A 25,754-nucleotide genomic window follows, 5' to 3' on the forward strand; every position below is an offset into this window, starting at 1 on the left:
TTCGTGACGATCCTCAATGACATGGGCCAGGCTGCCGTCATGGTGGACGGACGCGCGTACTCGGCTGAGCCGATAGCCGGGGGCGCCGCCTACGAGTTGTTCAGCGACCAGCCCGAACCAGGCTTCCTGCGGCTCGAGTCACCATCCCGCCTGCCGTTCCACCGCTTCGTGCCGTCGGCCGAGGTCGCCGGTGCGGGCCAGGCCGCGATGCCGGAGAGCCAGCTGTGCGCGCCGCTGTCGCGCAGCCTCAGCTGGGAGCGGGTGCACTGGCTGAGCCAGCGCCCGCCGCGCGACCGGCACTCCGCCGACGTGGTCGCCTCGGTGCGCGCGACCGCCGTCGTCCGGCAGGGCACCCGCATGGTGATGCCGCTGACCGCAGGCGGGGTGACCGACCTGCTGCGCGGGCGGCTGCCGCACGGCTTCTGCTACCGCGAGTGGGACGTGGCGCACCTGCGTACGCCCACCGAGCTCGCGGTGCTCGGCGGCGAGCCGTCCGAAGAGGTCACCTACCTGCTGCGCTGGCGGGCCATCGACGGCGCCGACTTCCGCCCCAGCACCGGCGAGGCCGTGTCGGGCCTGGTGGCGATGCCGCCGCACGACCGGGTCGGCGCCGCGGTGCTGGGCACCGGCTTCGCCCCGAGCAGCACCGAGCTGATCCCCGAGTGGATCACCGCAGACTTCGCCGACCTGCCGCTGCCCGCGCACGCCGCCCTCGTCGCGTACGTGCCCGACGGCACCGAGGTGGTGCTGTACACGTTCCAGCCCGAGCAGCGGGGCTGGCTGCGCCTGGTCGGACCGCAGTGGCGGCGGCTGCTCCAGCCGCTGCGCGAGATCAGCGCCGACCAGGAGTACCTGCCGATCCCCCGCGATCTGAACTCGTTCAGCCGCCTGGTGGGCACGTTCCGGGGCGAGGAGTACGAGGCCGTCGCCGACCCGCCGGAGGAGTTCCGGGTGCTGGCGATGAGCCGGGCGGCCCGCTACCCGGTCGAGACGCTGCGCCGCCGCACCCGGTACGCCCGCTGGCGCGGCGCGGTGGTGACCGTGCTGTCGGCCGATGCCAACTGGGTGCGCGTACGGCTGTGCCAGCCCGATCCCGTCAACGTGACCACGCTCGCCGCCCAGTGCAACCGCCGGGGCGTGTACGAGGCGTGGGCGCCGGCGACCGAGATCGCCGACGCCCACGATGCGGAGCTGCGTTACTTCTAGGCTGCGGACTTTCTAGCTCTCCAGCCGGGCCAGTTCCTCTTCCACGATGGACGGGTCCAGCTTGCGGAAGACCGGCGTCGGGGCGCTCAGCGGCGTGCCCGGCGCCAGCTCCTTCGGCTCCCACTTCGCGCCGACGGTGTAGTCGCCGGTCAGCACCGGGTAGTCCGGGCCGCCGTCGAGGTCGGACACCTCTTCGATGCGCGGCATCGGCGCGTGCACGCCCTCGCCGCCCAGCAGCTGGTGGATCTTCTGCGCGGCGTGCGGCAGGTACGGCGTGAGCAGCGTGTTGCAGTCGACCACGGCCTGGAGCGCGGTGTGCAGGATGGTGGCCAGGCGCGGCCGCTCTTCCTCGGCCTTGAGCTTCCACGGCGACTGGTCGGACAGGTACTTGTTGACCTCGCCGACGATCCGCATCGCCTCGTTGATCGCGGCCTTCTGCTTGTGGAGCTCGATCAGGCCGCCGACGGACGCGAACCCGCCGCGCACGGTCGCCAGCAGCTCCCGGTCGGCGTCGGTCAGCTCGCCCGGGGCCGGTACGCCGCCGAAGTTCTTGGCCGCCATCGAGATGGTGCGGTTGACCAGGTTGCCCCAGCCCGCGACCAGCTCGTCGTTGTTGCGGCGCAGGAACTCCGACCAGGTGAAGTCGGTGTCGGTGGTCTCCGGCCCGGCCACGGCGATGAAGTACCGCAGCGCGTCGGCGTCGTAGCGCTCCAGGAAGTCGCGCACGTAGATCACGATGCGGCGCGAGGAGGAGAACTTCTTGCCCTCCATGGTCAGGTACTCGCTGGAGACGACCTCGGTGGGCAGGTTGAGCTCGCCCAGCTCGCCGGGCTTGCCGCCCTTGTCGCCCTTGCCGCTGTAGCCGAGCAGCATCGACGGCCAGATCAGCGAGTGGAAGACGATGTTGTCCTTGCCCATGAAGTAGTACGACCGGGACTCGGGCGACTGCCACCACTGGCGCCACGCCTGCGGGTCGCCGGTGCGGCGCGCCCACTCGACCGAGGCGGACAGGTAGCCGATGACCGCGTCGAACCACACGTAGAAGCGCTTGGTGTCCCAGCCCTCCTGCGGGATGGGCACCCCCCACTCCAGGTCGCGGGTGATCGCCCGGGGGCGCAGGTCGTCCACCAGGTTGCGGGAGAACTTGAGCACGTTGGGCCGCCAGCCCTCGCGGGTGTCCAGCCAGGTGCCCAGCGCCTCGGCGAACGCCGAGAGGTCCAGGAAGTAGTGCTCGGTGTCGATGAACAGCGGCGTCTCACCGTTGATCTTCGACTTGGGGTCGATCAGGTCGATCGGGTCGAGCTGGTTGCCGCAGTTGTCGCACTGGTCGCCGCGGGCACCGGTGTAGCCGCAGCGCGGGCAGGTGCCCTCGATGTACCGGTCGGGCAGGCCCCGGCCGGTCGACGGCGAGACGGCCGCCTGGGTGGTCTTGGCGATGACGTACCCGTTGGCGTGCAGCGCGGTGAACAGCTCCTGCACCACCGCGTAGTGGTTGCCGGTGGTGGTACGGGTGAACAGGTCGTACGCCAGGCCGAGCCCGTGCAGATCCTCGACGATCATGCGGTTGTACTTGTCCACCGCCTCGCGCGGGGTGATCCCCTCGGCGTCGGCCTGGACCTGGATCGGCGTGCCGTGCTCGTCGGTGCCCGAGACCATGAGCACGTCGTGGCCGGCCATCCGCATGTACCGACTGAAGACGTCGGAGGGCACCCCGAATCCGGAGACATGGCCGATGTGGCGCGGGCCGTTGGCGTAGGGCCAGGCGACCGCGGCGAGAACGTGACTCATGGGAAAACAGCGTAGTGAAGGCCGTACCGGGTCCGCGAACCGGTTACGACCTCCGGCGACACGCGCGGCAAATCCCCTCACGAGCAGGGCGACTAGGGTGAAATGACCATCTATGAGGGATAACGTCGATAATCTCGACACCGGCCTGGCCGAGCCGGTTCCTGGCGCGCCCGATCCGGCCCCGTCCCCGTTCGAGCTGACCCCCTCCTGGCTCGGCGAGCCGTCCCAGCCGCTGCGGCTGACCCCGCAGCCCACGGTGCTGGACGACCCCGACCTGGCCTACTGGCAGCGCCCCGGGCGGGATTCACCGACCGCGCACAGCGCCCCCGAGCCCGAACCGGTCCAGGGGCCGTGCGAGCTCGACGGCACCGGCCCCCGCGTCGCCGCACCCGACCCGGTCCCGATCGGGCACGTCGGCCGCCGCCGGGCACCGGAGCCGGTCGCCGTCGCCGAGCCGCCGCCCCCGCCGGCAGCCCTGGCGCCCACCGAGGCGTTCAGCATGCCGGTGCAGGAGGTGCCGCGCGACGGGTGGCTCGACCCGCGCCTGCACGGCGCCCGGCCCGGCTGGACCGAACCACCGCCCAAGCGGCCCGTACGGGCGCCGAAGCGGCCGCGCCGCCTCGGCGTCGCGCTGCCGCTGCTGGTGCTGCTCGCACTGGCCGGGGGGTTCTTCAGCTGGGTCAGCGCCGAACCGATGTGGCTGTCGCTGGGGCACGGCCGCACGGGCACGCTGACGATCACCGCCTGCTCGGGCGAGGGCTTCTTCCAGAGCTGCGTCGGCGAGTTCAGCTCGGCCGGCTTCACCGCGGCCGACATCGACGTGTACGGCCCGCCCGGCCAGTCCGAGGGCCTCAGCGCCCCGGCCCGCATGGTCGGCCCGCACAGCACCCGCGCGTACGTCGCCAGCGGCACCGGCGGGCTGTACCTGCGCTGGCTGGTCGGGCTGGCGGCGATCCTGCTCTGCTCGGTCGGGATCGTGTTCGCCACCGGGGCGCTGCGGCTACCGGACCGCCGCGACCGGCTGGCCGCCGTCGGCCTGTCGTTCGCCGGACCACTGCTCGTCTCCATCGGCTTCCTCGCCGCCACGTTCTGACCCCGCCCCGCCCACCTCACCCCGCCCGCACGCCCACCTCACTCCGCTCCGCTCCACCCGCTCCACCCCGGGTTTTACATTGACGCTGGCCTATCTAGAGGACAATTCTCCAAGATCTGTCTTCCAGATAGGCCAGCGTCAATGCTAGGTGCGACGGGGGCGCTCAGCCGAGCACGGAACGCGCCCGCCGGGCCGCCTCAGCGCAGGTCGCACACCCCGCGCTCAGCGCAGGTTGTACACCTCGCGTCTGGGGAGGTTGTGGGCGGCGGCGACGGCCGCGGCGGCGTCGCGCCGGGACAGCCCCTCGGCCACCCGCGCCGCCACCTCGGCCAGCAGCTGCTCGTCGGCGGGCCGCTGCGCCGGAGTCGCGTCGGCCCCGGCCACCACCAGCGTGATCTCGCCGCGCAGCTCGTCGACCTCGGCCAGCTCCGCCAGCGTGGCCCGCCGGACCTCCTCGTACGTCTTCGTCAGCTCCCGGCACAGCGCCGCCCGCCGCCCGCCGCCGAACGCGGCCACCAGATCGGCCAGCGTCTCCGCGATCCGGTGCGTGGACTCGAAGAAGACCAGCGTGCGCGGTTCGGCGGCCAGCTCGGCCAGCCGGGCGCGCCGGTCGCCGCCCTTGCGCGGCAGGAACCCCTCGAAGCAGAAGCGGTCGCAGGGCAGCCCGGACAGCGCCAGGGCCGTGGTGACCGCGCTCGGCCCCGGTGCGCAGGTCACCGGCAGCCCGGCCGCCAGCGCCGCCGCGACCAGGCGGTAGCCCGGGTCGCTGACGCTGGGCATGCCGCCGTCGGTCACCAGCGCCACGCGAGCGCCGTCGACCATCGCGGCGACCAGGTCGGGGGTGCGCCGCTCCTCGTTGCCCTCGAAATACGAGACGATCTTCCCGGGTACGACCACATCCAGGTCCCGCGCCAGGCGCAGCAGCCGCCGGGTGTCCTCGGCGGCGACGATGTCGGCCTCCGCCAGCGCCTGGCGCAGCCGCTGCGAGGCGTCGGCGGGGTTACCCAGGGGCGCCCCGCACAGCACCAGACCCGTGACCTGCGTCATCTGTCCCACCTTCGCGAATTCCGCCGATGCCAACCCGTGAACGGGGTGAGCCGTTTCCGAGCTTTTCAGCCTACGATCCATGGCGTGACCCAGACGGCGACGGCGCCCCCGCAGGCGCCCACTCCCCCGGCGCAGCCGCAGCACGTGGTGGCTGCGATCCGGCGTCGGCTCGTCCCGATCGACCGGCGCCTCGACCCGTACGCCTGGCTGGCGGCGATCTCGATCGCGCTCGTGGCCGGGTTGCTGCGCGTGTACCACCTGGCGTCCCCGCCCGGGAAGATCTTCGACGAGACCTACTACGCCACCGACGGCCACTGGCTGTGGGAGAAGGGCTTCGAGTGGGACGAGAAGAACAACTCCGCCGGCTACGTGGTGCACCCGCCGCTGGGCAAGCTGATCATCGGGCTGGGTGAGCACCTGCCGGGCTTCCAGTACGACGAGGCGGGCTGGCGCATCAGCTCGGTGATCTTCGGGACCATCTCGGTGCTGATGATCATCCGGATCGCGCAGCGGCTGTTCGCCTCCACCGTGCTCGCCTGCGCCGCGGGCATCCTCATGACGTTCGACGGCATGCACTTCGTCCTGTCGCGCGCCGCGCTGCTCGACCTGTTCCTGATGTTCTTCATCCTGGCCGCGTTCGGCGCGATCGTGCTCGACCGCGACGCCCGGCGGCGGCGCTGGATGCGGTTCATCGAGTCCGGCGGCGACCCGGCCGGGCGCGGCCGCGCGAGCCGCCCGCCGTTCGCCGTGCCGTGGTGGCGCCTGGCCGCCGCCGTGCTGCTGGCCTGCGCGCTGGCGGTCAAGTGGAGCGCGCTCGCGTTCATCCCGGTCTTCGTCATCCTGATCATGTGGTGGGAGGTCGGCGTACGCCGCGCCGCCGGGGTCCAGCACCCGATCCGCGACGCGTTCCTCGACGAGGCCCTGTGGATCCTCGCCTGCGTGCCGATCGTGTTCGCCGTCTACCTGTCGACCTGGAGCGGCTGGCTGCTCACCGACGGCGGCTACTACCGCCACTGGCTGCGCGACACCGGCCAGAGCGAGCCGCCGGTCATCGGGGCGCTGATGAACCTGTGGCACTACCACCAGGAGGCCTACCACTTCCACCAGGGCCTCACCCAGGAGCACACGTACCAGTCGGCCAACTACTGGGCGCCGATCCAGTGGCTGCTGCTGGGCCGCCCGGTCGCGTTCTACTGGTCCGGCGACCCGCTGTGCGGCGCGAGCCAGTGCGCCCGCGAGGTCCTGCTGCTGGGTACGCCGACGCTGTGGTGGGCGTTCCTGCCCGCGCTGATCGCCGCGACCTGGTTCGGCATCGCCCGCCGCGACTGGCGGGCCGGGGCCGTGCTGGCCATGTGCGCCGCCGCCCTGGTGCCGTGGTTCTTCTTCCCCGGCCGGACGATGTTCTACTTCTACGCCGCCCCGGCCGAGCCGTTCCTGATCCTGGCCCTGGTGTTCGTGATCGGCTGCGCGATCACCTCACCGAAGGGCAAGCCGCAGAACGAGAATCGCCAGCTAATGGCCTCGATCTTCGCGGGGGCGTTCGTGCTGCTGGTGGTCATCGCGTTCGCGTACTTCTACCCGGTGCTGGCCGGCGACTCGATCCCGTACGCCGACTGGAGCAAGCGCATGCTCCTCGGCAGCCTCTGGATCTGACCGGACACACCCAGAGGGCCGGGCGGACGGGGTTCGAAAACCCCGCCCACCCGGCCCTTCCGTTTACCCCCCAAGATCAGCCAAGTTGCCGGGCAATCGTGCGTATCTTGGGGGGTCATTCGCCCGAGTGCCCGGCAAGTCGGCTGATCTTGGGGCAGGGCTGGGCTGGGGGCTACTCGCAGGCGATGCCGTCGTGGTCGTTGTCGAGGCCGTAGATGTCGCGGCCGATGACCCGGACCGGGCCCTGGACGTACGCGGGGCCGTTGCCGCTGCCGCCGGCGCAGTCGACGTCCGAGGCGATGGGCACGCAGCCGGAGTAGTTCGGGTCGCACTTGCGGGTCGGGGCCGTCTGCTTGGTCCCGACGAGGATCACCTTGGTCACCGGCGCCTTGGTGACCTCCTCCTTCACCAGCGAGCGGCCGGTCTCCACCCCGTCGACCAGGGTCACCTGATACGTCAGCGTCTTCACGCCGTTCACCCCGGCGGTCCTGACCCTCGTGGTGCCCTTGGCCAGGGACGAGTCGTTGACCCGCTGCACCTGGTACGGGATGGGCTGCGTCGCCGTGACGAGCTTGGTCTCCTCGGCGGGGGTGGGCGACGCGACCGCAGCCGGTGCCGCCGACGGGGAGACGCCCGGGGTGGCGGTGGAGCGCGCCATCGCGGCCGGGTGGGCCGCCGGGGACGCGGCGGGCGGGGACATCACGGAGCCGAGGCCGGCGAACATGGCCACGCCGCCGACGCAGAGCAGCATGCCGCCGACAACCGCGCCGATGACGTACGCCGCGGTGTTCTGGCCGCGCCTGGCGGGCCGCCCGGCGGGCGGAAGCTGGGATGAATAGGTCACCGCAACAGTCTCCGAACGGCGGCCCTTTGCGGACAGTATCCATCGAGTCACTCGTCGTGCCGATCGGTCCCCGAACCGGAGCCGACCGCCGCGCGGTGCCGCCGACCCGGGCTCAGGCCCGGCCTGCGCGATCGAGTGACGGTGGCTCCCGGCCGACGGCGTGCGGCGATCAGGTCGCGGTGCGGCCGCTTCGGGTGGGCCGCAGCAGGCCGGTCGGCGTCCCGAACGGGGGCACGGACAGCGAAACGGCCACCTTCCAGAAGGAAGATGGCCGTTTCTCGGGTGGAGACGAGGGGATTCGAACCCCTGACCCCCTCGATGCGAACGAGGTGCGCTACCGGGCTGCGCCACGTCCCCGAGTTCGTCCGGTTGAACGGACCGGCCAAGGTTAGCAGGTCTGACCGACGCGCGCTAATCGCATTCGGCCGTGTCGGCGATCACGTACCCGAGCCGGACCGCTCCGCGGCAGAGATCGCTGTCCGGGGTCAGGAACTGCTCGCCAAAGCCATCTTCTGACCGCAATCAGCGATCGTGCCGCCCCCGGCCCACCCAGTGGGCGGGGCGGGTCAGGCGGCCGGCCCGGCGTGGTACGGGCGGCCGCGCACGCCCGCGCGGCGGCCGTACGAGATGGTGGCGACCCGCGGCGCCGGGATGGCCGCCGCCTCCTCCGCGGCCAGCGAGTCCGCCCGCGCCTGGAGCTCGGCCAGGGCGCACTGCGCCCGCAGCAGCTCCTCCTGGAGCAGCCGGGCCGCCTCGCGCCGGGCCTCGGCGCGGCGGTGCTGGGCCAGCCGCACCTGGGCCTGCTGCTCGGCCAGCCAGGCGGCCTGCCGTTCGTCGGCGCGACGGCGCCGGGCCGAACGCAGCGCCTGCCCGCGCAGGTGGGCCACGTACAGCAGCAGGAGCGAACCGGTGACCGCGAGGCTGATCAGGAACCCCGGGCCGACCAGGGCGACCCCGGCGAGCTGGACCAGGTTGAGCAGGATAAGCCCGGCGAGCAGGCGGCGGCGCCGGTAGACGGCGGGCCGGTGGCGGCGGCGCGGGGCGCGGCGCTTGGCCCGTTCCCCGGCACTGACCAGGCGCAGCGGGTTGCGCTTGCCGGGAGCGGAGGAGGCCGGGGCCGAGCCGGGCGGCGCGGAGACGGGGACGGCCGTCAGCGCCCGCGGCGGGTTGACCGGGCGTCGGCCCGGCACAGTGCGGCGGCGGCGCCGGCGCGACAGCACCCGCGCGGTCGAGATCGCCCGCTCCGCCACCAGCCGCTCGGTGGCGTCGTACCGGCGCACCAGCGCCGGGGCCAGGGCGAGCAGGCCCGCAGCGGCGAGGACGGCGAGGAGCACCGAGGTCGGCACCCTCACCCCTCCCGTCATCTTGTTACGGCGTCCTTGCATCGGCCACCGTAAGACTTCAGTCAGGCGAGCCTACGGGCGTGATCACATGATTGCGCAACGCCACACCGGTCGAAGGTGAGGGCAAATCAGCCGCGCAGCCGCCGCCAACGGGCCAGCAGTCCGCCCTCGGCGGCGACGTCTTCCCAGGTCAGCGCATATCCGATGTGATCACGCCAAGCGCCGTCGATGAACATGTAGTGCGGGTGGTAGCCCTCTTCGCGAAAGCCGAGCTTCTCCACCACGCGGCGGCTGGGCTTGTTCTCGGGGCGGATGTTGACCTCGACCCGGTGCAGCCGTCCGGCGCCGAACGCGTGGTCGACGACGAGCGCCACCGCGGTCGGCATGATGCCGCGCCCGGCCGTCCGCGAGTCGATCCAGTAGCCGCAGTACGCCGACGAGAAGGCGCGGCGCACGATGCTGCCGAGGTTGATGTGCCCGACGAAGCGCTCGCGGGTGCCGTCGCGTACGCAGATGGCGAACGGCATCGACTCGCCCTCCTTGGCGGCGCGCTTCATCGCCCGGCGGATCAGCCGGAACGCCGCCGGAGAGTTGAGCTCGGCCCAGGTCGCGGGCGGGGTCGCCTCCCACTGGCGCAGCCAGCCCTCGTTGTAGGCCCGCACCTCGACCCACTGCCGCAGGTCCCGGCGCTGGTACGGGCGCAGCACGACGTCGCCCTCACTGAGGACGGCGGGAAACCCGATGTTCATCGACGCCGGTCCAGCAGCAGGACGTCCACAGTGGACCCCGCAGCCGCCGTCGTCACCCGTTCTCCGAGGACAAGCAGTCCATTCGCCTCAGCCATGCCCGCCAGCGTACGGGGGCCGCCCGCCAGCGGCTGCACCGTGTATCCGCCGCCGCGGCGCTCGGCCACCAGCGCGGGGCGGAACTCGCGCAGCCCGCCCGGTGAGGAGACGGTTTCCAGCAGGTGGCCGCGTACCGAGGGGCGGAAGACGGGTTCGGCGCCGGCCAGCACCTGGATCACCGGGCGGGCGAGCACCTCGAAGCCGATCAACGCCGCACCCGGGTCGCCGGGCAGGCACACGATCGGCACCTCCTCGGCGGCGCCGACGGTGCCGAAACCGAGGGTGCCGCAGGGGTAAAGCGACACGTCGGTGAAGGTGACCATCCCCGCGCGGCTGCCGTCGCGACGCGACAGGATGCGCCGGACCATATCGCCGGGGCCGGTGCCCGAGCCGCCGGTGGTGATGATCAGGTCGGCGCGCAGGGTCTGGTCCTCCAGCAGCGCGCGCAGCGCCTCCGGGTCGTCGTCGCAGATCCCGACGCGGTACGCGTGCGCGCCCGCTTCGGCGGTGGCCGCGGTGAGCGCGTGCGAGTTGACGTCGACGACCTGGCCGGGCTGCGACAGCCGCCCCGCCTCGACCAGCTCGTCGCCGGTGGAGACGATCACGACCCGCGGGCTGGGCCGCACCACGACGTGGCCGATGCCGCTGGCGGCCAGTGCCCCGACCAGGGCGGGAGTCACCGTGGTGCCCGCGCGCGCCAGCACGGCGCCCTCGGCCACGATCTCCCCGGCCCGCCGTACGCCGTAGCCGCGCTTGACCGGCTGGTGCACCTCGACGGCGGCCATGCCCTCGTCGGTCCACCGCACCGGCACGACCACGTCGGCGGCCTGCGGCAGCGCGGCCCCGGCCGCGACGGAGAAGCAGGCCCCGGGCGTGAGCCGGGCGGGGCGCCAGCTGGCGGCGGCCAGGTCGCCGACGACGTTGAGCCGGGCCGGGCGGCCGGGAGCGGCGCCCGCGACGTCCTCTGAGCGGGCCGCGTACCCGTCGATCGCGGCGTGGTCGAAGGCCGGGTAGGGGTGCGTGGCCGTGATGTTGTCGGCCAGCACGTTGCCGTGCGCCTGGGTCAGGTCCAGATCCAGCGCCGGCAACGCCCGCAACCTGCGCAGCACGCTGCCCAGGTAGTCGGCGAGAGGCGTCAGCTCACCCTCAGGAACCGGGTCGAGGTGGTCCGGACTGGACCTGACCGTGGCGGTCATGTCAGGCAGCCCCCGCGGGCCCGTCCAGACCGGCGACGAATGCCTTCAGCCACTCCCTGAAGGCCGGGCCGAGGTCGGTGCGCTGGCTGGCGAGCTGTACGACCGCCTGGAGGTAGCCCAGCGGCATGCCGGTGTCGTAGCGGATGCCGCGGTAGACGATGCCGTGCACCGGGGTGCCCTCGGCCAGCATCAGCGCCATGGCGTCGGTCAGCTGGATCTCGCCGCCGCTGCCCGGCTTGGTGCGGCGGATCGCGTCGAAGATCGTGCCCGGCAGCACGTACCGGCCGACCACGGCGAGGTTGCTCGGGGCCTGGTCGCGGGCGGGCTTCTCGACCAGCCCGGTCACCCGGACCACGTTGTCGACGTCGGCCAGCTCCGGCTCGGCCGGGCTCACCGAGGCGATGCCGTAGCGGTTGACCTCGTCGTCGGGGACCTCGATGAAGGCGAGCACGATGCCGCCGGTGCGCGCCTGGAGGTCGAGCATCTGCGGCAGCAGCGGGTCGTCCTCGGCGGTGAACTCGTCACCGAGCAGCACCGCGAACGGCGCGTCGCCGACGTGCGACTCGGCATAGGAGACGGCGTGCCCGAGGCCCAGCGGCTCGCCCTGGCGACAGGTGTAGATCTCGGCGAGCTCGGACGTGCCGCGTACGGCGGCCAGGCGCTCCATGTCGCCCTTGGCCTCCAGCCGCGCCTCCAGGTATGGCTGGCGGTCGAAGTGGTCGACCATGCTGGTCTTGCCGCGACCCGTGATGAGCAGGACGTCGTTGATCCCGGACCGCGACGCCTCCTCCACGATGTACTGCAGCACGGGCCGGTCCACGACCGGAAGCAGCTCCTTGGGCACCGCCTTGGTGGCAGGTAGGAACCGGGTGGCCAGGCCCGCGGCGGGAATGACCGCCTTGGTGGCCCGCGGTCCACGGACAGTGGCTTGCGTAGGCTGCGCCTTGGGGGTGTGCTCCGACATGTCGCGAGACTAACGGCCCCGAGCCTGCCTGGGGGCCTGTGGGCTGCTCGACGCGCCGCCAGTTGGACACAGCACGCTGCCGACCACCGCGACCTGGAACGTGTCACGCCCGGCGCCCTTGGCCGCGTACAGGGCGTCGTCGGCCGCCTGGAGCACCGCTGAGCCGTTCTGGCCGTGGTCGGGCAGCACCGCCAGACCGATGGAGACGGTCACGTTCACGAACAGGTCCTCGACCCCGTCGCGCGACGGCACCACGATCGGTTCCCGACGGACGGACTCGCACAGCCGCTCGGCCACGGCGATGCCGCCGACCTCGTCGGTCTCGGGCAGCAGCACCACGAACTCCTCGCCGCCGTGCCGGAACGCCACGTCGACCTCGCGGATCTCGTACCGGATGCGCTGGGCGAACTCGGCCAGCACGGCGTCGCCGGCGGCGTGGCCGTAGCTGTCGTTGATCTCCTTGAACCGGTCGAGGTCCAGCGCCAGCACGCACAGGCGGCGGCCGAAGCGGGCCGCCCGCTCGGACTCGCGGCGCAGCGACTCGCGCAGCGAGCGGTAGTTGAACAGGCCGGTCAGCGGGTCGGTGACCGACAGCCGCTGCGCCTCCTCGTGCACCCGTACGTTGTCGACGGCCACCGCGGCCTGCCCGGCGAACGTGCGCAGGGTGACCAGGTCGGCGTCGTCGAACTCGTCGCGCCCCAGCCGGTCGTAGAGCGCCAGCACGCCCCGCGCGCCGGGCAGCGCGCCCGGCGGCAGGTAGCCCGCGTCGGCCAGCCCCGGCGCCGAGAACGGCACCACCATGTACGTGCGGCACGCCGGCTCGCCCGGGTCCAGCAGCAGCCCGTCACGGTCGACCCGACCGAGGCTGGGCACGCCGGTCGCGGCGACCGCGCCGGTGAGCCCCGAGCCGTACGGCACCCGCAGCGTCCCGCGCTCGCCGGTGGTCCACGACTCGTCCAGGCCCTCGGTGCACTGCCCGATCAGCGCCCCGGTCGCCGGGTCGGCCAGCAGCACCACGCCCGCCGAGGCGCCGGTGGCGTGCCGGGCGGTCTGCAGGATCACCCGCAGGATCCGGTCGAGGTCGTGCGTGCCCGCCAGCGTGTCCCCGAGCACGCCCAGGTGCCCGCGCAGCTGGTCGCGGCTGGCCGTCAGCGCCGCCACGTACGTCTGGAGCTCGCGGGTCATGTGGTTGAACGCGATGGCCAGCCGCCCGAGCTCGTCGTCGCCGCGTACCGGCACCCGGGCCTCCAGGTCCCCGCCCGCGACCCGGTCGGCGGCGGCCGCCAGCTCGACCACCGGGCTGGTCGCGGTGCGCGCCAGCCACCAGGCGACGGTCACGGCCATCACCGCGGTCAGCAGCACCACGCCGATGAGCAGCACGTACATGCCGGTCGGCGGGCGGGCGGGCAGCGAGACGGCCAGCGGCAGCGGCTCGCCCGCGACCGGCCCGAGCCGGGACACGAGGTGGCCGTTGGGGGCGGTGGCCACGGCGCCGTCGCCCAGCGCGCGGGCCAGCCCGGTCACCGCGGCCACGTCGGCGTCGCCGACGGTCGTGTGCAGCGCCTCGTCGTCGGCCGCGGCGGCGGTCTCCTGGGGCGCGGGGTCCAGCGCGACGACCTGCCCGTCGTCGGCGGTGTCGGTCGCGTCCGCGGGTGTGTCCGCAGGATCGGCGGTGTCCGTCGCCGGGGTCGGGGCGTCCCCGGCGCCGCCGGCCTGCCCGGACGGCTGCCCGGACGGCTGCTCGGCCGCGTCGCCGGGGTTGCCCGGGTTGGTCTGGTCGCCCGGCTCGGCCAGCGGACCGGCTCCGGTCGGCAGGCCGTCGATCCCGGCCCCATCGGCCGTGGGCTGGCCGTCCTGCGGCTGGCCGTCCTGCGGCTGGCCGTCCTGCGGCTGGCCGTCCTGCGGCTGGCCGTCCTGCGGCTGGCCGTCCTGCGGCTGGCCGTCTGCCGGTGCGGCGGCGTCGGGGTCGGGCTTGGCCTCAGCCTCGGCGGCGACGTCGTCGGCGGCACCGGGGTCGGCCGGGTCTGCGGCCGGGCCGGTGCCGCGGGCGCCGTCGGGCAGGCCGGAGCCGGGCAGCAGGGTCAGCTGCGCGCCACCGGCCTGGGCCAGGCGCTGGATCAGGTCGGCGTCGACGGCGACCGCCGCGGCGACGCTGCCGCCGTCCTTGCCGGGCAGCGGCACGCGGGCCGACAGGGCCTCGTAGCCGCCGATGAGGTCGGCGCGGACCTGCGGATCCGGCCCGGCGCAGTCGGCCCAGGGCGGGGGCGGCGCCTGGCGCGTGGTGTCGCCGCTGGTCCCGCCGTCGATGTGGACGCCCGCGGCCAGGCCGGTGCCGACCAGGTGCTCGGCGACGGCCATGCGCCGGTCGCCGGGTGCCGCGGCGACGGCCTCGGCGACGGCGCGCAGCTGGCCGCAGAGCGAGCCGACGGCGGTGCGCACGGCGCCCGCGGCGACGGACAGCCGCTCGTCGGCCCGCTCATGGGAGACGGTGCTGACGGTCGTGCCGACGAAGAAGGCGCCGAGCAGGACAGGACTGAGGACCACGGCCAGGAAGGCGGTCGTGAGCCGTGCGCGCAGTGTCACACTTCACCCCTTGAAGTCATCCGAGTCAACGCCGGACGCCTCCACGGGGATGCGACGCTAGCGGGTATATGAGGGTTTTATGGGCATATCGGGCACGCCCGCCGACGGGCATCAGGCCGGAGCCGACGGACAACCGCAGGCCAAGCAGGACGTACGCCGGGAGGTGCTCGCGGCCCGGCGCGAGCTTTCCGCCGCGGCGGTCGAGGCGGCGGCGGCCGGGATGCTGGACCGGCTCGGCGCGCTGCTGGCCGGGCGCCGCGGGCTGACCGTCTGCGCGTACGTGCCGATCGGCCGCGAACCCGGCGGCCCCGACCTGCCCGAGCGGCTGGCCGCCCGGCCCGCCGTGGCCCGGTTGCTGCTGCCGGTGCTGCAACCCGACCTGGACCTGGACTGGGCCGCGTACACCGGCCCGGCGTCGCTGGCCGAGGCGGCGCGCGGCCTGCGCGAGCCGGTCGGACCAGCCCAGGGCCGCGCCGCGATCGCCGGAGCCGACCTGGTGCTGGTGCCCGCCGTCGCGGTGGACCGGTCCGGGGTGCGGCTGGGCCGCGGTGGCGGCAGCTACGACCGGGCCCTCGCACGGGTGAGCCTCGCCACACCGGTCGCGGCTCTGCTGTACGACACCGAACTGCGCGACCGCCTCCCCGCGCAGGAGCACGACCAGCGGGTGCACGTCGTGGTCACGCCCGTGCGGACGGCCTGGCTGCGCCCGGTGCCGGGCTGGTCGCCGCCGGACGTGTGATCGGCGACAGACACTTGGCAGGTCACGGCCGCGTCAGGCACTATTGGCACTCGGTATACCAGAGTGCCAGAAATGATCATGGAGGGGAACGTGCCCACCTACCAGTACGCCTGCACCGCGTGCGGCCACCAGCTGGAGGCCGTGCAGTCGTTCGCGGACGAACCGCTGACGCAGTGCCCGACCTGCGAGGGCACGCTGCGCAAGCTCTTCTCCGCGGTCGGCGTGGTCTTCAAGGGGTCCGGCTTCTACCGCACCGACTCGCGCGGCGGGTCCGGCAGCAGCCCGGCCTCCGGCAGCAGCTCGTCCTCGACCTCGACCTCGTCGAGCGGCTCGGCCAGCTCCGCCGGGTCGTCGACCCCGGCCGCCTCGACCTCGTCGAGCAGCAGCTCGACCAGCTCCGCCGCCTGATCGACCGAACGGGCACGACCAAGCTTTATGCCCGTTTTGGGCTATAGTACGGCCGTGCCCGAACTCTCGTGCCCGGCCCGCTGATCAGTCCCAATGCGGCGGACGATCATCCAGCAGCCGGTCGTCGTTGGTCCACGACCGCTCGCCCCAGTGCCGATCGGTGTCGTCGCGCGTCTGCTCCGGCAGCACCGCGACCTCGTCGTCGAGTTCCACGATGCGGTCGTCGTCGCGGCTGCCATGGGAGGCGTCAGTGCTCACCCCAGCAGCGTAGAGCCAGCGGTCCGGCCCGGCCTGCCGGGCTGCCGCGGGGACGCGCCGTGAGCGGCGACGACTACTGGCGCCGCCCCGAGCCCGGGAACGCGGCGAACAGCGCCGAGTCCGCCGCGCCGCACTACGCGGGCCCGCCCGAGACCGTCCCGGCCGCACCGGACTGGCAGCCCGGCTGGACGCCGCCGCACCAGCCGCCGCGCCGCCTGCCCGAGCTCGACCACGACGCGATCGACCGGGCCGAGCAGCGCGCCGACCGGTTCACCTACGCGGTCGCGCTGGCGGCCGGGATCATGTTGCTGATCGTGGCGTGCGCGCAGTGGCGCGGCTGACTCAGATGCTGCCCCAGACGATGTGCGCGCCGGTGTCGCCGGTCTTGAAGACGTAGTAGCCGGTCGCACCGGCCACCAGCAGCGAGATCACGACGATGCCGTACGTCAGGCTGCGCGAGGCCGGGGTCGCCGGCTTCTTGCCCGCGGCGGTGCAGATCAGCACCAGGAACAGCGACAGCACCCCGAGCGCGGTGCCGGTCCAGGCCGCCACGTCGCCGAACTTCGCGTGCGTGCCCACCTGGGAGATGATCTCCTGCGGGTAGTTCTTCGCGATCAGGGTCTTGAGCAGCTCCTCGCCGCTCAGCTTGGCGAACCACAGGGCGGCCGGGGCGGCCACCGCCAGCGCCACCACGGTCCAGCCCAGGAACCGCCGCGCCGGGGGGACCAGCGAGTACACCACGACCGAGAGCACCAGCAGCGGCCCGAAGATCACGGCCGCGTGCACGAGCAGCGGGTGAGCGGGCAGGCCGAGCAGCTCGTTGAACACCGTGCCTCCTGGGTCGCGAAAGCTCTTCGCCAATGGTTTCAGGCTGAGCGTAGACCCGGTGGTGCCACTGAGGTAGAGGAGAAAAACGACGTGTCCCGGGCCACCTAATTCCGCGCTCTTCTTGAGCTGCTCCAACTTGACTGCTGAAATGGTGTTCATGTACGGCGATACGGAGCACCAGGCTCGCCTGCGCGCACGGGGACTGCGGGTCACCCGGCCGCGCCTCGCCGTGCTCGACATCCTCAGCCAGGGCGGGCACCTGGAGGTCGACGAGATCACCCGCCAGGCGCGCGAGCGGCTCGACTCCGTCTCCACCCAGGCCGTGTACGACGTCCTCGGCGCCCTCGCCCGCGCCGGGCTGGCCCGCCGGATCGAACCGGCCGGCTCCCCGGCCCGCTACGAGGCGCGCAGCGGCGACAACCACCACCACATCGTGTGCCGCGGCTGCGGGCTGATCGCCGACGTCGACTGCGCCACCGGCGCGGCCCCCTGCCTGGACCCGAACATGACCCACGGCTTCGCCGTCGACGAGGCCGAGGTCACCTACTGGGGCCTGTGCCCGGCCTGCGCCACACTCTCCGCCGAGGACTGACCCTGCGCCGCTGACTCGACCGCCGACCACGGCTCCCGGGCCGGGACCTCGGCGCCCGCCGGGCACACCCGCCGGAAGTCGCACCAGCCGCACAGCCGGCCCGGTCGGGTCGGGAACGCCTCGTCCGGCGCCGTGCCGCCCGCCAGCGCCTGCTCGGCCGCCACGATGTCGCGCGCCGTCGCCTCGGCCCGGTTCACGTGCCGTTGCAGCGACTCCTCGGTGTGCTCGTGCGACACCACGGTGCCGGTCGGCAGGTGGTGCAGCTCGACGGTGTGGCACGGCTTGCGGAACACCCGGGCGGCGGCGTACGCGTACAGCGCGAGCGCCAGCGAACCGCGGGCGTCGTCGCCGTCCAGGCCGGTGCGGCCGGTCTTGTAGTCGACGATCACCAGCTCGCCGCCCCGCTGGTCGATGCGGTCGGTGCGGCCGCTCAGCGCCAGCACGGCCGTCTTGGCGGCGACGGTGCGCTCCACGGCCAGCGGCTCGAAGTCGGCGGGCAGCTCGGCGACGTACGCCTCCAGCCAGCGCAGGGCCCGCTGGAACACCGCCCGCTCCTGCTCCTCGTCGCGGTAGCCGTCGCGGACCCAGGTCGCGCGCAGCAGCGTCGGCAGGGAGCCCGGCACGCGGCGCTGCGGCGGCAGGTCCCACCAGTTCTTCAGCGCGGTGTGCACGCTGGCGCCCAGCGAGTTGTGGGCCCAGGCCGGGCCCTTCTGCGGCGAGGGCCGGTCCAGGTAGGTGTAGCGGTAGCGGCGGGGGCAGTCCTCGTACGACGAGAGCTTGCTCGGGGTGCAGACGAACAGGCGCTCGGGCATCATGTCGAAGCCGAGCTGTTCGGGGACGTCCCGGCCGCGGCGGGGACTGGGCGTTCGGCTCACCTGGCAGATGTTGCCAAATCAGTGCGACACTGGCCAGGCGACCCGGCGGCCGTGCCGCCCGACCCCCGTTCGACCGGCAGGAAGGCACGACGTGGGACTGCTCAAGTGGCTGCGCGGCGGCGACAGCGTCGCCGCGACGGCGATGGTCTCCGCCGGGCTCGCCGAGATCGACGGCCTGTTCCGGCCCACCAAGCACAAGCAGACCGAGCACGTCGAGGAGATGAGGCAGAAGCGCGTGGACGTGTCCACCGGCGCCGGCATCGACCTCGACCGCGGCGTCGCCGTCATCCGCACCGCGCCCCCGGCCCCGGGACCTGCCTGACCACCGGTCAGTGGGCGGTGGTGTACATCTCCACGAACGCGCCGATCGAGTCCGCCATCAGCTGCACCGCGATGGCCGCGAGCAGCAGGCCCGCGATCCGCGTCAGCACCTCGATGCCGCCCGGCCGCAGCACCTTCACGATGAACCCGGAATAGCGCAGCACCAGCCACACCGCGACCATCACCGCCAGGATGCCCAGCGCGATCGCCACGTAGTCCGCTGGCGCGTCGGCCCGGCGGACGAACAGCATCGTCGCGACGATGGCACCCGGCCCGGCCAGCAGCGGCGTGCCCAGCGGCACCAGTGCGATGTTCGAGGTCGCCTGGTGGTCGGGGTCGTCGGCCTTGCCGGTCAGCAGCTCCAGGGCGACCAGCACCAGCAGCAGGCCGCCCGCGCCCTGGAGGGCGGGCAGCTCGATGTGCAGGTAGTCCAGGATCGTCTGCCCGGCGACGGCGAACACCGCGATCACCCCGAGGGCCAGCGCGACGGCCTGCCAGGCGGCGCGGTGGCGCTCCCGGGCCGGCAGCGCACCGGTCAGCGCGAGGAAGATCGGCACCATTCCCGGAGGGTCGGTGATGACGAGCAGGGTCACGAACACTTCGCCGAAGAACTTCCCATCCACACCGGATGCATAGCACGGCGCGGGCTCCGGGTCAGCCGACTCCCGTGATCGGGGTGACGCCGGTCGCCGCGGACAGGAGGCGTTCCAGCGACTCCGGGGCGGTCGTGTACTCGCCGATGCGGACCTTCTTGTGCGTGCCGTGGTAGTCGGAGCTGCCGGTGGTGAACAGGCCCAGCTCGGCGGCGTGGCGGCGCACCTCGGCGCGTTCGGCGGGGCTGTGGTCGTGGTGGTCGGCCTCCAGCCCGTGCAGCCCGGCGGCGGCCAGCTCCGCGAAGAGGTGGTCGGGCACGACCTTTCCGCGTACGGAGGCGCGCGGGTGGGCGAACACGGTGACGCCCCCGGCGGCCCGGACCAGGGACAGCGCCTCGAACACGTCCAGGTCTGCCTTTGGCAGGCGGTAGCGGCGCCCCAGCCACTGCGGCCCGAACGCCTCCTGGGTGTCGGTGACGAGCCCGGCCCGGATGAGCGCGGCGGCCAGGTGCGGCCGCCCGACGGTGCCCCCGGCGGCGTGGGCCAGCACGTCGTCCCAGTCCACGGGGATGCCGTCGGCGCGCATCAGGTCGACCATGCGCTCGGCGCGGCCCAGCCGCGATTGGCGGACCCGCGCCAGCGCGGCGGCGAGCTCCGGCTGCGCCGGGTCGAACAGGTACGCCAGCAGGTGCAGCGCGATGGACTCGTCCGGCCCGTGCCAGCGGCAGCTCAGCTCCGCGCCCCGGATGAGGGTGAGCCCGGCGGGCAGCGCGGCGGCCGCGGCGGCCCAGCCGCCCGTGGTGTCGTGGTCGGTCAGCGCCGCGACGGTCAGCCCCGCCGCGGCGGCCTCGCGCACCAGCTCGGCGGGCGGGGTGGTGCCGTCGCTGGCGGTGGAGTGCAGGTGCAGATCGATCATGTCAGCCGTTGGCGGTGCCGTACTCGGGGACCAGGCTCCAGTCCGGGGTGACGCCGTCGGGCATCTCGACCGCCAGCTGTCCGCCGTCGTGGCGGCACGCGATCAGGCCGCCCTGCGGCGTCTCGGCGACGGCCTGCACGCTGTCGGCCGTCCACACCGTCGGGGTCTTCTCGCGCGCCCCGCACACCGACGTGACGACCAGCGAGTTGCTCTCGTTGATGCGCACCGCGGCGGCGGCCCGGGTGCGCTGGAGGTCGACGATGCGGACCTTCTCGTCGGCGGTGATGGCCAGCCACTGCCCGTCGGGCGACATCACGCCGGACTGGCCCAGGCCGACGGCGAGCCAGTCCTCGCAGCCCAGGATCTGGCCGAGCTTGAGGCCGGTCTTGGTCGGGGTGACGTCGGCGAGGCAGTACGTCGTGCGGTCGCGCACCACACCCACCGCCTTGCCGTCGGCGGCGCTGGCGTATACCGCGACCAGGGTCTTGTGCCAGGTCTCGCTGTACCGTTCGGGGCCCGCGCTCCAGTAGTCGTACGCGCCGTCGCGGGTCAGCACGACCCCGTCCCCGGCGAACGTGACCGGATGGGCGCCCTCCGGCACGGTGGTCGAGGCCAGCGGCACGCCCTGGCCGGGTTCGTTGACCTTGGTGACGGTGAGCTGCTCCTGCGTGACCGTGGCGATGCGCGAGCCGTCCGAGCTGACCGCCCAGCTGCTCACCACGGGTGCGGCCACGCTGCTGTAGCCGTTGTCGCTCTGCACCCGGACCGTGCTGCCCTCGGAGTACACCCAGCCGTCCGGCACCCGCGCGATCTGGCCGATCCGGCCGCCGCCCTCCAGATTGACCTTGCGGCCGTCCTTCGTCCACACCTGCGCGCCGACCAGCAGGTCGACCAGTTGCGGGCTCTGCGGCGTCTTGGCCTGGACCGCGGCCGTGGTGGCCGCGGCGGGGCCGGTGCCGAACAGGTTCTGGAAGGAGAGGCGGTTGGGGTCGGCCGGCTGCGCCGTACCCCCCATGCCCTGTAGGTAGAGCGCGCCGCCGACGACCGCGGCGAACGCGCTCAGCGTCGCGCCGGCGGCGACGCCCCGGCGCCGCCGGTCGCTCCGGCGGGCATGGCGCAGCGCGCCGCCGGCAGGGTCGACGGAGGCAGGAGGGGTCTGCACGCGAGCCGCGAACATCTCGCGCAGCTCGTCCTCAAGCATGGTGGTCACCGCCCGGATCGGCCGGCCGGCACGGGTGCCGGTCCTGCTGCTTCCCTCCGAGGCGCCGGTACGGCCGGAACCGGCTGCGCGGGCACGGGCACGGCCGCCGCGTCGGCGGTGCCGCCCGCGAGCAGGCCCGGCACCACCTCCGGAACGACCATGTCCAGCACCGGTCGGGCGGTCACCCGCGGCGCCGCCTCCGTCACGGAAGGCAGCCTGCCGGTGACGCCCTCGGCAGCCAGCTTCTGCCGCAGCGTCCCCAGTGCCCGTGAGGTCTGGCTTTTCACGGTTCCTGGAGAGATCTGAAGCATCGCGGCCGTCTGCGCCTCGGACATGTCCTCGTAGAAACGCAGGACCAGCACGGCGCGTTGTCGTGCGGGCAGAGCTTTGACATGTTTCCACAACACGTCGCGGTCAAGCTGCTCTTCGAGGTTGTCGGGGGCGGCCCGTTCGGGCAGGAACTCGGTGGGGCGCTCGCCGTGCCAGCGCCGACGCCACCAGCTCGTCGCGGTGTTGACCAGCACCCGCCGGGCGTACGGCTCGACGGCCTCGATCTGGCCCAGCCGCTTCCAGGCGAGGTAGGTCTTGGTCAGCGCCGTCTGGAGCAGGTCTTCCGCCGTCGACCAGTCACCGGCGAGCAGGTAGGCGGTGCGCAGCAGCGCGGCCGACCGTGCGGTGACGAAGTCGCGGAACTCCTCCTCCATCGCGGAAGGGTGACCCACCGACGCACCTCCCATCGCGGACGCGCCCCGAAGCACGCCCGACCAGGGCGCGCCGAGCGCGCCCTCACCCCGTGGAGAGGTCCGCCGCCGAGTCCCGCGGTGATGGATACCACGTATGCGCGTACCTCACCGCACACACTTGCATATCAGCGCTACCGGATCTAGGTCTGGCAGGACATTTTCCTAGTCACCTAACCGGCGGAACCTAGGAAGCTGCTCAGGCGTCTATTCCTCTTCGGCCTCGCGGCCCAGACGCGCCTCGACCGCGGCCGGCTCGTACATCTCCTCGACGATGCGCAGGTAGAGCTCGTTCGGGTTCGGCATGTGGTCGACCTTGCTCAACGCCTGGTCCTGACCGGCCGACTCCAGCACGAAGGTGCCGTAGTTGAGCATGCGTCCCAGCGGGGACTGCTCGTACTTCATGTCGGTGACCTTGGCCAGCGGCATCATCGCGACCTTGCGCGTGATCAGCCCCTGGACCAGCATCAGCCGCTTGTTGGTGAGGATGAACCGGTCGAAGTACCAGTCCAGCACGTTGAAGGTGACCCAGCCCATGACCAGCGCCCAGATCACCACCGCGAGGACCCCGACACCCGCGCCGGTCGCCTTGACCAGGAAGCCCGACAGGTAGCCCAGCGCGAACGTGGCCAGCACCCCGATCAGGATCGGGTTGGTCAGGTGGACCCAGTGCCGCTTCCACTCGCCGCGGTAGCGCTCGGTCGGGAACAGATACCGGGCGACCATGGTGCTGGGCTCGTCTTCGAGCGGGAGCACACGGCGCGGCCCGATCGGCACACCGGTGGCGTCGAACCGCAGCCCGGCCAGCTCCTCCTCGGAGAAGTGCGGGATGCCGTCAGCGGGCGGCGGCTGCGTCTCACCGGGAGGGGCACCTGCCCCACCGATGCCGCCTGCGGCCGCCCCGACGGTGGCCCGACCGGCGAAGTGCGGATATTCCTCGGCATGGGCCTCGGCGCGCGTACGCGGAATCGACTCCGTGTCACGCTCGCGTCGGCCGGGCCAATCCGGACCGTCGTGGTCCGCACCCGGCTCGTCGCTCGGCTCCTCCGGCCCCAGCCCGCCGATCATCGGGTCAGGCGACCAGGCTGCCGAAGAAGTCGCCGAAGCCCTGGGCGATGTCCATCACGGTGCCGCCCAGCGTCTTCACGACGTTCGCCGCAGAATCAGGCCGGAACGCCACGAAGAAGATCAGAAAGGCGATGCCGCCCCAGGTAAGGATCTTCTTGATCACGTCGCTCTTCCCCTCCGCCTCGCCCACTCCCGTGTCCACACGACATATCTGTGGCCGCGGCGAGACTCAGCGTATCAGTAACGGTGCCTGCCGAGAATCATTAAGGCACATCCTGGGCTGCCATGTAGCAGCGTCCGAACAGGAAAGTACGAAAGCTGACTCAGCGGGCGCCGACCAGGCGCGGAGAGAGCGCGCCGTACACCAGCTCGGCCGGGAGCCAGTCCGCCAGATCGTGCAGGACGACGTCCTCGGTCAGCAGGTAGCCCGCCTGTGCGGGCCAGGTGACGGCGTAGAGCCAGCGGCCGCGGGCCTCGCCCACGTACGCGCTGCGATCGTCGGGAGCACCTACCGCCCACAAAGGAGTGGGGTGCCCGGCAACCTTGACCTTGGCATGGGAGCCGTGGTCGGCCGGGGGGTGGGTCAGCTCCGGGCCGGGATCGGGCCCGGGGATGCCGGCGTACCGGGCGCCCAGGCCGACGCCCGGGTCCTCCGACACCAGCACCACATCGGCCGGGCCGTCGCTGAACGGGGTCGGCCCGCTGCACGCCAGCACTGTGGCGACCACGCCGGTGCGCTCGTCGCCGGCCCAGCCGACACCCGTGACGGTCCACCCGGTCGGCAGCGGCCACATGCACCAGAGCGGCATGCCGGAGACGGCGGCGCGCTCGGTGGTGGCGGCGAAGACCTCGTGATTGACGTGCGCCGCGGTGTACAGCGGCGGAACCTGCCCATCCCGGTCACACAGCCAACCGGAGTGGGCCAGACCCGGCGGCCGCACCGCTCCGCCGCACCGCGGACATGACACCGCGAGACCCATGAGCCCACTGTCCGCCCGAGGATCAGCGCACGTCAAGCAACTCGCCATGATCAGCTCGGCGTTTCTCCCGGCATCAGGCCGCTTACGCCTCAGGACCACCCACCCGGGACGGTCAGGCGGGTGGGGCGGCGTGGGCGCGGATCCAGGCGTGCATGGCCACCGCCGAGGCGACTCCGGCGTTGATCGAGCGGGTGGAGCCGTACTGCGCGATGCTGAACATGCGGTCGCACGCGCCGCGCGCGGCCTCGGACAGGCCCGGTCCCTCCTGCCCGAACAGCAGCACGCAGTGGCGCGGCAGCGTCGCCGACTCCAGCGGCAGGCTGCCGGGCAGGTTGTCGATGCCGATCAGCTCCAGCCCGGCGCCCCGGGCGAAGCCGACCAGGCCCTCGACGGCGTCGTGATGGCGTACGTGCTGGTAGCGGTCGGTGACCATGGCGCCGCGCCGGTTCCAGCGGCGGCGGCCGACGATGTGCACCTGGGCGGCGAGGAACGCGTTCGCGGTACGCACGACGGTGCCGATGTTGAAGTCGTGCTGCCAGTTCTCGATGGCCACGTGGAAGTCGTGGCGGCGGCTGTCGAGGTCGGCGACGACCGCCTCCAGCCGCCAGTACCGGTACCGGTCGACCACGTTGCGGCGGTCGCCCTCGGCCAGCAGCTGCGGGTCGTAGTGCGGGTCGGTCGGCCACGGGCCGGGCCAGGGGCCGACCCCGACCTCCAGCTCATCGTCGGCGTTCACAAGGCCAGGAGCTTATCTCGGGCCGACAGCCCGGTGCCGCCGCGAGCACCGTCATGGCGCCGGGCGGGCCGAGCGGGCCGGGCTGACCGGACCGGCCGGGCGGCCCGGCGGGCGGCCCGGGCGGGCCGAACCAGGGCGGCCGAGCCTGTGCGGCCGAGCCCGTGCGCTTAGCATTGACGCTGGCCTATCTAAAGGACAGTTGGTTCGAATCCGTCCTCTGGATAGCCCAGCGTCAATGCTAAGGCGGCGGCGAAGCCGCCGTTCGGGTCGGTCAGATGTTGCGGAGCGCCTGCTCCAGTTCGTTGAGGAAGTTCTGCTCGGCCGGGCTGCACACGACCCCGCCGATGCCCAGCAGGCCACCGGTACGGGCCGCGCCGCAGACGCGGTCGGCGATGGCCGCGAGCCACGCGCGGTATGCGGTGGCGTCGGCCGGAGTGGCTCTGGCGTCGAGCACCAGCGCGGCGGCACGGCAGCTCACCAGCACCTCGGCGATGGCGTGCGGCGGGTCGCGGAACTGCTCGGCGGTGGGCGGATTCGGGTCGGCCTCGGCATAGATGGCGCCCACGATGGCCTTCACCAGGTCGGAGTCTGAGTCGGCTCCGGCGGCGATGGCGTTGATGCCCGCGACTCCCTCGGCGACGGTACGGCGGTCGCTGTCCGGCTCGGCGGAGGTCGCGGCGATCATGATACGGGCGGGGAGCCGGGTCAGCAGCTCCCACTCGTGCGACTCGAAGGTCAGCGGGGCGATCTCCCGCCGGTACATCTGGCGGGCGACGAGGTGATCTGCAGCGAATTGACTCGGCATGGCGGACCTCCTGCCGTCAGCATATGCCGCGACTCGACAGGAGCGGTGCGAAGCGAACCAATCACCCGGCGCTCACCAGCGCCCGAGATCACCACGCCGTCGACGTGCGCCAGCGCCTTGGCCCTGGCGCTC

At 72.9% G+C, this 25,754-nt stretch carries 28 protein-coding genes and 1 tRNA gene; 8 read left to right on the plus strand and 21 right to left on the minus strand.

Annotation, left to right across the window (positions count from 1 at the left end; translation table 11 throughout):
• The first annotated feature begins 3 nt into the window (after positions 1-3).
• A complete protein-coding gene (locus tag Cs7R123_RS38260; RefSeq protein WP_212833948.1) occupies positions 4-1,206 on the plus strand; it encodes a hypothetical protein in 1,203 nt (400 codons plus the stop codon).
• Between the two features lie 12 nt (positions 1,207-1,218).
• Here Cs7R123_RS38260 and metG read toward each other — a convergent pair whose 3' ends face one another.
• Positions 1,219-2,994: a methionine--tRNA ligase gene (gene metG, locus Cs7R123_RS38265; RefSeq protein WP_212833950.1), complete on the minus strand. Its 1,776-nt coding sequence runs from the start codon at positions 2,992-2,994 to the stop codon at positions 1,219-1,221.
• A gap of 112 nt (positions 2,995-3,106) precedes the next feature.
• Here metG and Cs7R123_RS38270 point away from each other — a divergent pair, with 112 nt between their 5' ends.
• A complete protein-coding gene (locus Cs7R123_RS38270) occupies positions 3,107-4,087 on the plus strand; it encodes a hypothetical protein (RefSeq protein WP_212833953.1) in 981 nt (326 codons plus the stop codon).
• A 222-nt stretch (positions 4,088-4,309) separates the two neighbouring features.
• Here the strand turns inward: Cs7R123_RS38270 and rsmI are convergent, their stop codons facing one another.
• The gene (rsmI, locus tag Cs7R123_RS38275) at positions 4,310-5,134 is read right to left on the minus strand and encodes a 16S rRNA (cytidine(1402)-2'-O)-methyltransferase (RefSeq protein WP_212833956.1); all 825 of its coding nucleotides are present in this window, start codon (positions 5,132-5,134) and stop codon (positions 4,310-4,312) included.
• An 84-nt stretch (positions 5,135-5,218) separates the two neighbouring features.
• Between rsmI and Cs7R123_RS38280 the strand changes: the two genes are divergently transcribed.
• On the plus strand, positions 5,219-6,787 hold the full coding sequence (locus Cs7R123_RS38280; RefSeq protein ID WP_244872407.1) for a dolichyl-phosphate-mannose--protein mannosyltransferase: 1,569 nt from the start codon (positions 5,219-5,221) through the stop codon (positions 6,785-6,787).
• Between the two features lie 172 nt (positions 6,788-6,959).
• Here Cs7R123_RS38280 and Cs7R123_RS38285 read toward each other — a convergent pair whose 3' ends face one another.
• The 7 genes from Cs7R123_RS38285 to Cs7R123_RS40955 form a co-directional block, all read right to left on the minus strand.
• Positions 6,960-7,631, minus strand: a complete 672-nt coding sequence (locus Cs7R123_RS38285) for a G5 domain-containing protein (RefSeq protein WP_212833959.1) — start codon at positions 7,629-7,631, stop codon at positions 6,960-6,962.
• Between the two features lie 283 nt (positions 7,632-7,914).
• A tRNA-Ala gene (locus tag Cs7R123_RS38290) sits at positions 7,915-7,988 on the minus strand.
• A gap of 209 nt (positions 7,989-8,197) precedes the next feature.
• Positions 8,198-8,983: a hypothetical protein gene (locus Cs7R123_RS38295; protein WP_212833961.1), complete on the minus strand. Its 786-nt coding sequence runs from the start codon at positions 8,981-8,983 to the stop codon at positions 8,198-8,200.
• Positions 8,984-9,102: 119 nt separating this feature from the next.
• A complete protein-coding gene (locus Cs7R123_RS38300) occupies positions 9,103-9,723 on the minus strand; it encodes a GNAT family N-acetyltransferase (protein ID WP_212833964.1) in 621 nt (206 codons plus the stop codon).
• Positions 9,720-11,015 (minus strand): gephyrin-like molybdotransferase Glp, encoded by a 1,296-nt coding sequence (glp, locus tag Cs7R123_RS38305; RefSeq protein WP_212833966.1) that lies wholly within the window; start codon positions 11,013-11,015, stop codon positions 9,720-9,722. Before glp ends, Cs7R123_RS38300 begins: the two co-directional genes overlap by 4 nt.
• Before the next feature lies 1 nt (position 11,016).
• Positions 11,017-11,979 carry a UTP--glucose-1-phosphate uridylyltransferase gene (locus Cs7R123_RS38310; RefSeq protein WP_212833968.1) on the minus strand — a complete coding sequence of 321 codons (963 nt, stop codon included), beginning with the start codon at positions 11,977-11,979 and terminating at the stop codon, positions 11,017-11,019.
• Between the two features lie 9 nt (positions 11,980-11,988).
• Positions 11,989-14,562, minus strand: coding sequence for a diguanylate cyclase (locus tag Cs7R123_RS40955; RefSeq protein ID WP_280517352.1), 2,574 nt, complete (start codon positions 14,560-14,562; stop codon positions 11,989-11,991).
• A gap of 79 nt (positions 14,563-14,641) precedes the next feature.
• Here Cs7R123_RS40955 and Cs7R123_RS38320 point away from each other — a divergent pair, with 79 nt between their 5' ends.
• On the plus strand, positions 14,642-15,301 hold the full coding sequence (locus Cs7R123_RS38320) for a 5-formyltetrahydrofolate cyclo-ligase (RefSeq protein WP_212833971.1): 660 nt from the start codon (positions 14,642-14,644) through the stop codon (positions 15,299-15,301).
• Positions 15,302-15,373: 72 nt separating this feature from the next.
• Positions 15,374-15,709, plus strand: coding sequence for an FmdB family zinc ribbon protein (locus tag Cs7R123_RS38325; RefSeq protein ID WP_244872408.1), 336 nt, complete (start codon positions 15,374-15,376; stop codon positions 15,707-15,709).
• 84 nt (positions 15,710-15,793) lie between these two features.
• Here the strand turns inward: Cs7R123_RS38325 and Cs7R123_RS38330 are convergent, their stop codons facing one another.
• Positions 15,794-15,967: a hypothetical protein gene (locus Cs7R123_RS38330; protein ID WP_212833973.1), complete on the minus strand. Its 174-nt coding sequence runs from the start codon at positions 15,965-15,967 to the stop codon at positions 15,794-15,796.
• Between the two features lie 59 nt (positions 15,968-16,026).
• Here Cs7R123_RS38330 and Cs7R123_RS38335 point away from each other — a divergent pair, with 59 nt between their 5' ends.
• Positions 16,027-16,308, plus strand: coding sequence for a translation initiation factor 2 (locus tag Cs7R123_RS38335; protein ID WP_212833975.1), 282 nt, complete (start codon positions 16,027-16,029; stop codon positions 16,306-16,308).
• A gap of 1 nt (position 16,309) precedes the next feature.
• Here Cs7R123_RS38335 and Cs7R123_RS38340 read toward each other — a convergent pair whose 3' ends face one another.
• Positions 16,310-16,795: a hypothetical protein gene (locus tag Cs7R123_RS38340; RefSeq protein ID WP_212833977.1), complete on the minus strand. Its 486-nt coding sequence runs from the start codon at positions 16,793-16,795 to the stop codon at positions 16,310-16,312.
• A gap of 148 nt (positions 16,796-16,943) precedes the next feature.
• On the opposite strand from Cs7R123_RS38340, the gene Cs7R123_RS38345 reads away from it, so the two are divergent.
• Positions 16,944-17,387, plus strand: coding sequence for a Fur family transcriptional regulator (locus tag Cs7R123_RS38345; protein WP_280517366.1), 444 nt, complete (start codon positions 16,944-16,946; stop codon positions 17,385-17,387).
• Here Cs7R123_RS38345 and Cs7R123_RS38350 read toward each other — a convergent pair.
• Entirely contained in the window at positions 17,339-18,202 is an 864-nt protein-coding gene (locus tag Cs7R123_RS38350) for a PD-(D/E)XK nuclease family protein (protein WP_212835067.1), read from the minus strand. The two genes, Cs7R123_RS38345 and Cs7R123_RS38350, sit on opposite strands and share 49 nt — an antisense overlap.
• Before the next feature lie 151 nt (positions 18,203-18,353).
• Between Cs7R123_RS38350 and Cs7R123_RS38355 the strand changes: the two genes are divergently transcribed.
• Positions 18,354-18,584 carry a DUF6191 domain-containing protein gene (locus tag Cs7R123_RS38355; RefSeq protein WP_212833980.1) on the plus strand — a complete coding sequence of 77 codons (231 nt, stop codon included), beginning with the start codon at positions 18,354-18,356 and terminating at the stop codon, positions 18,582-18,584.
• Between the two features lie 7 nt (positions 18,585-18,591).
• Here Cs7R123_RS38355 and Cs7R123_RS38360 read toward each other — a convergent pair whose 3' ends face one another.
• The 9 genes from Cs7R123_RS38360 to Cs7R123_RS38400 all read right to left on the minus strand — a co-directional run bounded on the left by Cs7R123_RS38360 (position 18,592) and on the right by Cs7R123_RS38400 (position 25,622).
• Entirely contained in the window at positions 18,592-19,206 is a 615-nt protein-coding gene (locus Cs7R123_RS38360; RefSeq protein ID WP_212833981.1) for a MarC family protein, read from the minus strand.
• 31 nt (positions 19,207-19,237) lie between these two features.
• Positions 19,238-20,092, minus strand: coding sequence for a PHP domain-containing protein (locus tag Cs7R123_RS38365; protein ID WP_212833982.1), 855 nt, complete (start codon positions 20,090-20,092; stop codon positions 19,238-19,240).
• A gap of 1 nt (position 20,093) precedes the next feature.
• Entirely contained in the window at positions 20,094-21,293 is a 1,200-nt protein-coding gene (locus Cs7R123_RS38370; protein WP_212833983.1) for a hypothetical protein, read from the minus strand.
• Positions 21,294-21,298: 5 nt separating this feature from the next.
• Positions 21,299-22,015 carry a SigE family RNA polymerase sigma factor gene (locus Cs7R123_RS38375; protein WP_374707080.1) on the minus strand — a complete coding sequence of 239 codons (717 nt, stop codon included), beginning with the start codon at positions 22,013-22,015 and terminating at the stop codon, positions 21,299-21,301.
• Positions 22,016-22,240: 225 nt separating this feature from the next.
• Positions 22,241-23,101 carry a PH domain-containing protein gene (locus Cs7R123_RS38380; protein WP_212833984.1) on the minus strand — a complete coding sequence of 287 codons (861 nt, stop codon included), beginning with the start codon at positions 23,099-23,101 and terminating at the stop codon, positions 22,241-22,243.
• 4 nt (positions 23,102-23,105) lie between these two features.
• Positions 23,106-23,264 carry a hypothetical protein gene (locus Cs7R123_RS38385; RefSeq protein WP_166388569.1) on the minus strand — a complete coding sequence of 53 codons (159 nt, stop codon included), beginning with the start codon at positions 23,262-23,264 and terminating at the stop codon, positions 23,106-23,108.
• A gap of 160 nt (positions 23,265-23,424) precedes the next feature.
• A complete protein-coding gene (locus Cs7R123_RS38390; RefSeq protein ID WP_374707081.1) occupies positions 23,425-24,129 on the minus strand; it encodes a DUF6758 family protein in 705 nt (234 codons plus the stop codon).
• Positions 24,130-24,193: 64 nt separating this feature from the next.
• On the minus strand, positions 24,194-24,817 hold the full coding sequence (locus Cs7R123_RS38395; RefSeq protein WP_212833986.1) for an RNA methyltransferase: 624 nt from the start codon (positions 24,815-24,817) through the stop codon (positions 24,194-24,196).
• Positions 24,818-25,088: 271 nt separating this feature from the next.
• Positions 25,089-25,622 (minus strand): hypothetical protein, encoded by a 534-nt coding sequence (locus tag Cs7R123_RS38400; RefSeq protein ID WP_244872409.1) that lies wholly within the window; start codon positions 25,620-25,622, stop codon positions 25,089-25,091.
• Positions 25,623-25,754: the final 132 nt, after the last annotated feature.

The sequence above is a fragment of the Catellatospora sp. TT07R-123 genome (assembly GCF_018327705.1).
Classification (GTDB): Bacteria; Actinomycetota; Actinomycetes; order Mycobacteriales; family Micromonosporaceae; genus Catellatospora.

Coding starts and splice junctions, on each gene's coding strand:
- metG (WP_212833950.1), bottom strand. CDS start 2,994: ATGAGTCACGTTCTCGCCGCGGTCGCCTGGCCCTACGCCAACGGCCCG.
- Cs7R123_RS38270 (WP_212833953.1), top strand. CDS start 3,107: ATGAGGGATAACGTCGATAATCTCGACACCGGCCTGGCCGAGCCGGTT.
- rsmI (WP_212833956.1), bottom strand. CDS start 5,134: ATGACGCAGGTCACGGGTCTGGTGCTGTGCGGGGCGCCCCTGGGTAAC.
- Cs7R123_RS38300 (WP_212833964.1), bottom strand. CDS start 9,723: ATGAACATCGGGTTTCCCGCCGTCCTCAGTGAGGGCGACGTCGTGCTG.
- glp (WP_212833966.1), bottom strand. CDS start 11,015: ATGACCGCCACGGTCAGGTCCAGTCCGGACCACCTCGACCCGGTTCCT.
- Cs7R123_RS38310 (WP_212833968.1), bottom strand. CDS start 11,979: ATGTCGGAGCACACCCCCAAGGCGCAGCCTACGCAAGCCACTGTCCGT.
- Cs7R123_RS38320 (WP_212833971.1), top strand. CDS start 14,642: ATGGGCATATCGGGCACGCCCGCCGACGGGCATCAGGCCGGAGCCGAC.
- Cs7R123_RS38325 (WP_244872408.1), top strand. CDS start 15,374: ATGATCATGGAGGGGAACGTGCCCACCTACCAGTACGCCTGCACCGCG.
- Cs7R123_RS38345 (WP_280517366.1), top strand. CDS start 16,944: ATGGTGTTCATGTACGGCGATACGGAGCACCAGGCTCGCCTGCGCGCA.
- Cs7R123_RS38350 (WP_212835067.1), bottom strand. CDS start 18,202: ATGATGCCCGAGCGCCTGTTCGTCTGCACCCCGAGCAAGCTCTCGTCG.
- Cs7R123_RS38365 (WP_212833982.1), bottom strand. CDS start 20,092: ATGATCGATCTGCACCTGCACTCCACCGCCAGCGACGGCACCACCCCG.
- Cs7R123_RS38370 (WP_212833983.1), bottom strand. CDS start 21,293: ATGCTTGAGGACGAGCTGCGCGAGATGTTCGCGGCTCGCGTGCAGACC.
- Cs7R123_RS38380 (WP_212833984.1), bottom strand. CDS start 23,101: ATGATCGGCGGGCTGGGGCCGGAGGAGCCGAGCGACGAGCCGGGTGCG.
- Cs7R123_RS38390 (WP_374707081.1), bottom strand. CDS start 24,129: ATGGCGAGTTGCTTGACGTGCGCTGATCCTCGGGCGGACAGTGGGCTC.
- Cs7R123_RS38400 (WP_244872409.1), bottom strand. CDS start 25,622: ATGCCGAGTCAATTCGCTGCAGATCACCTCGTCGCCCGCCAGATGTAC.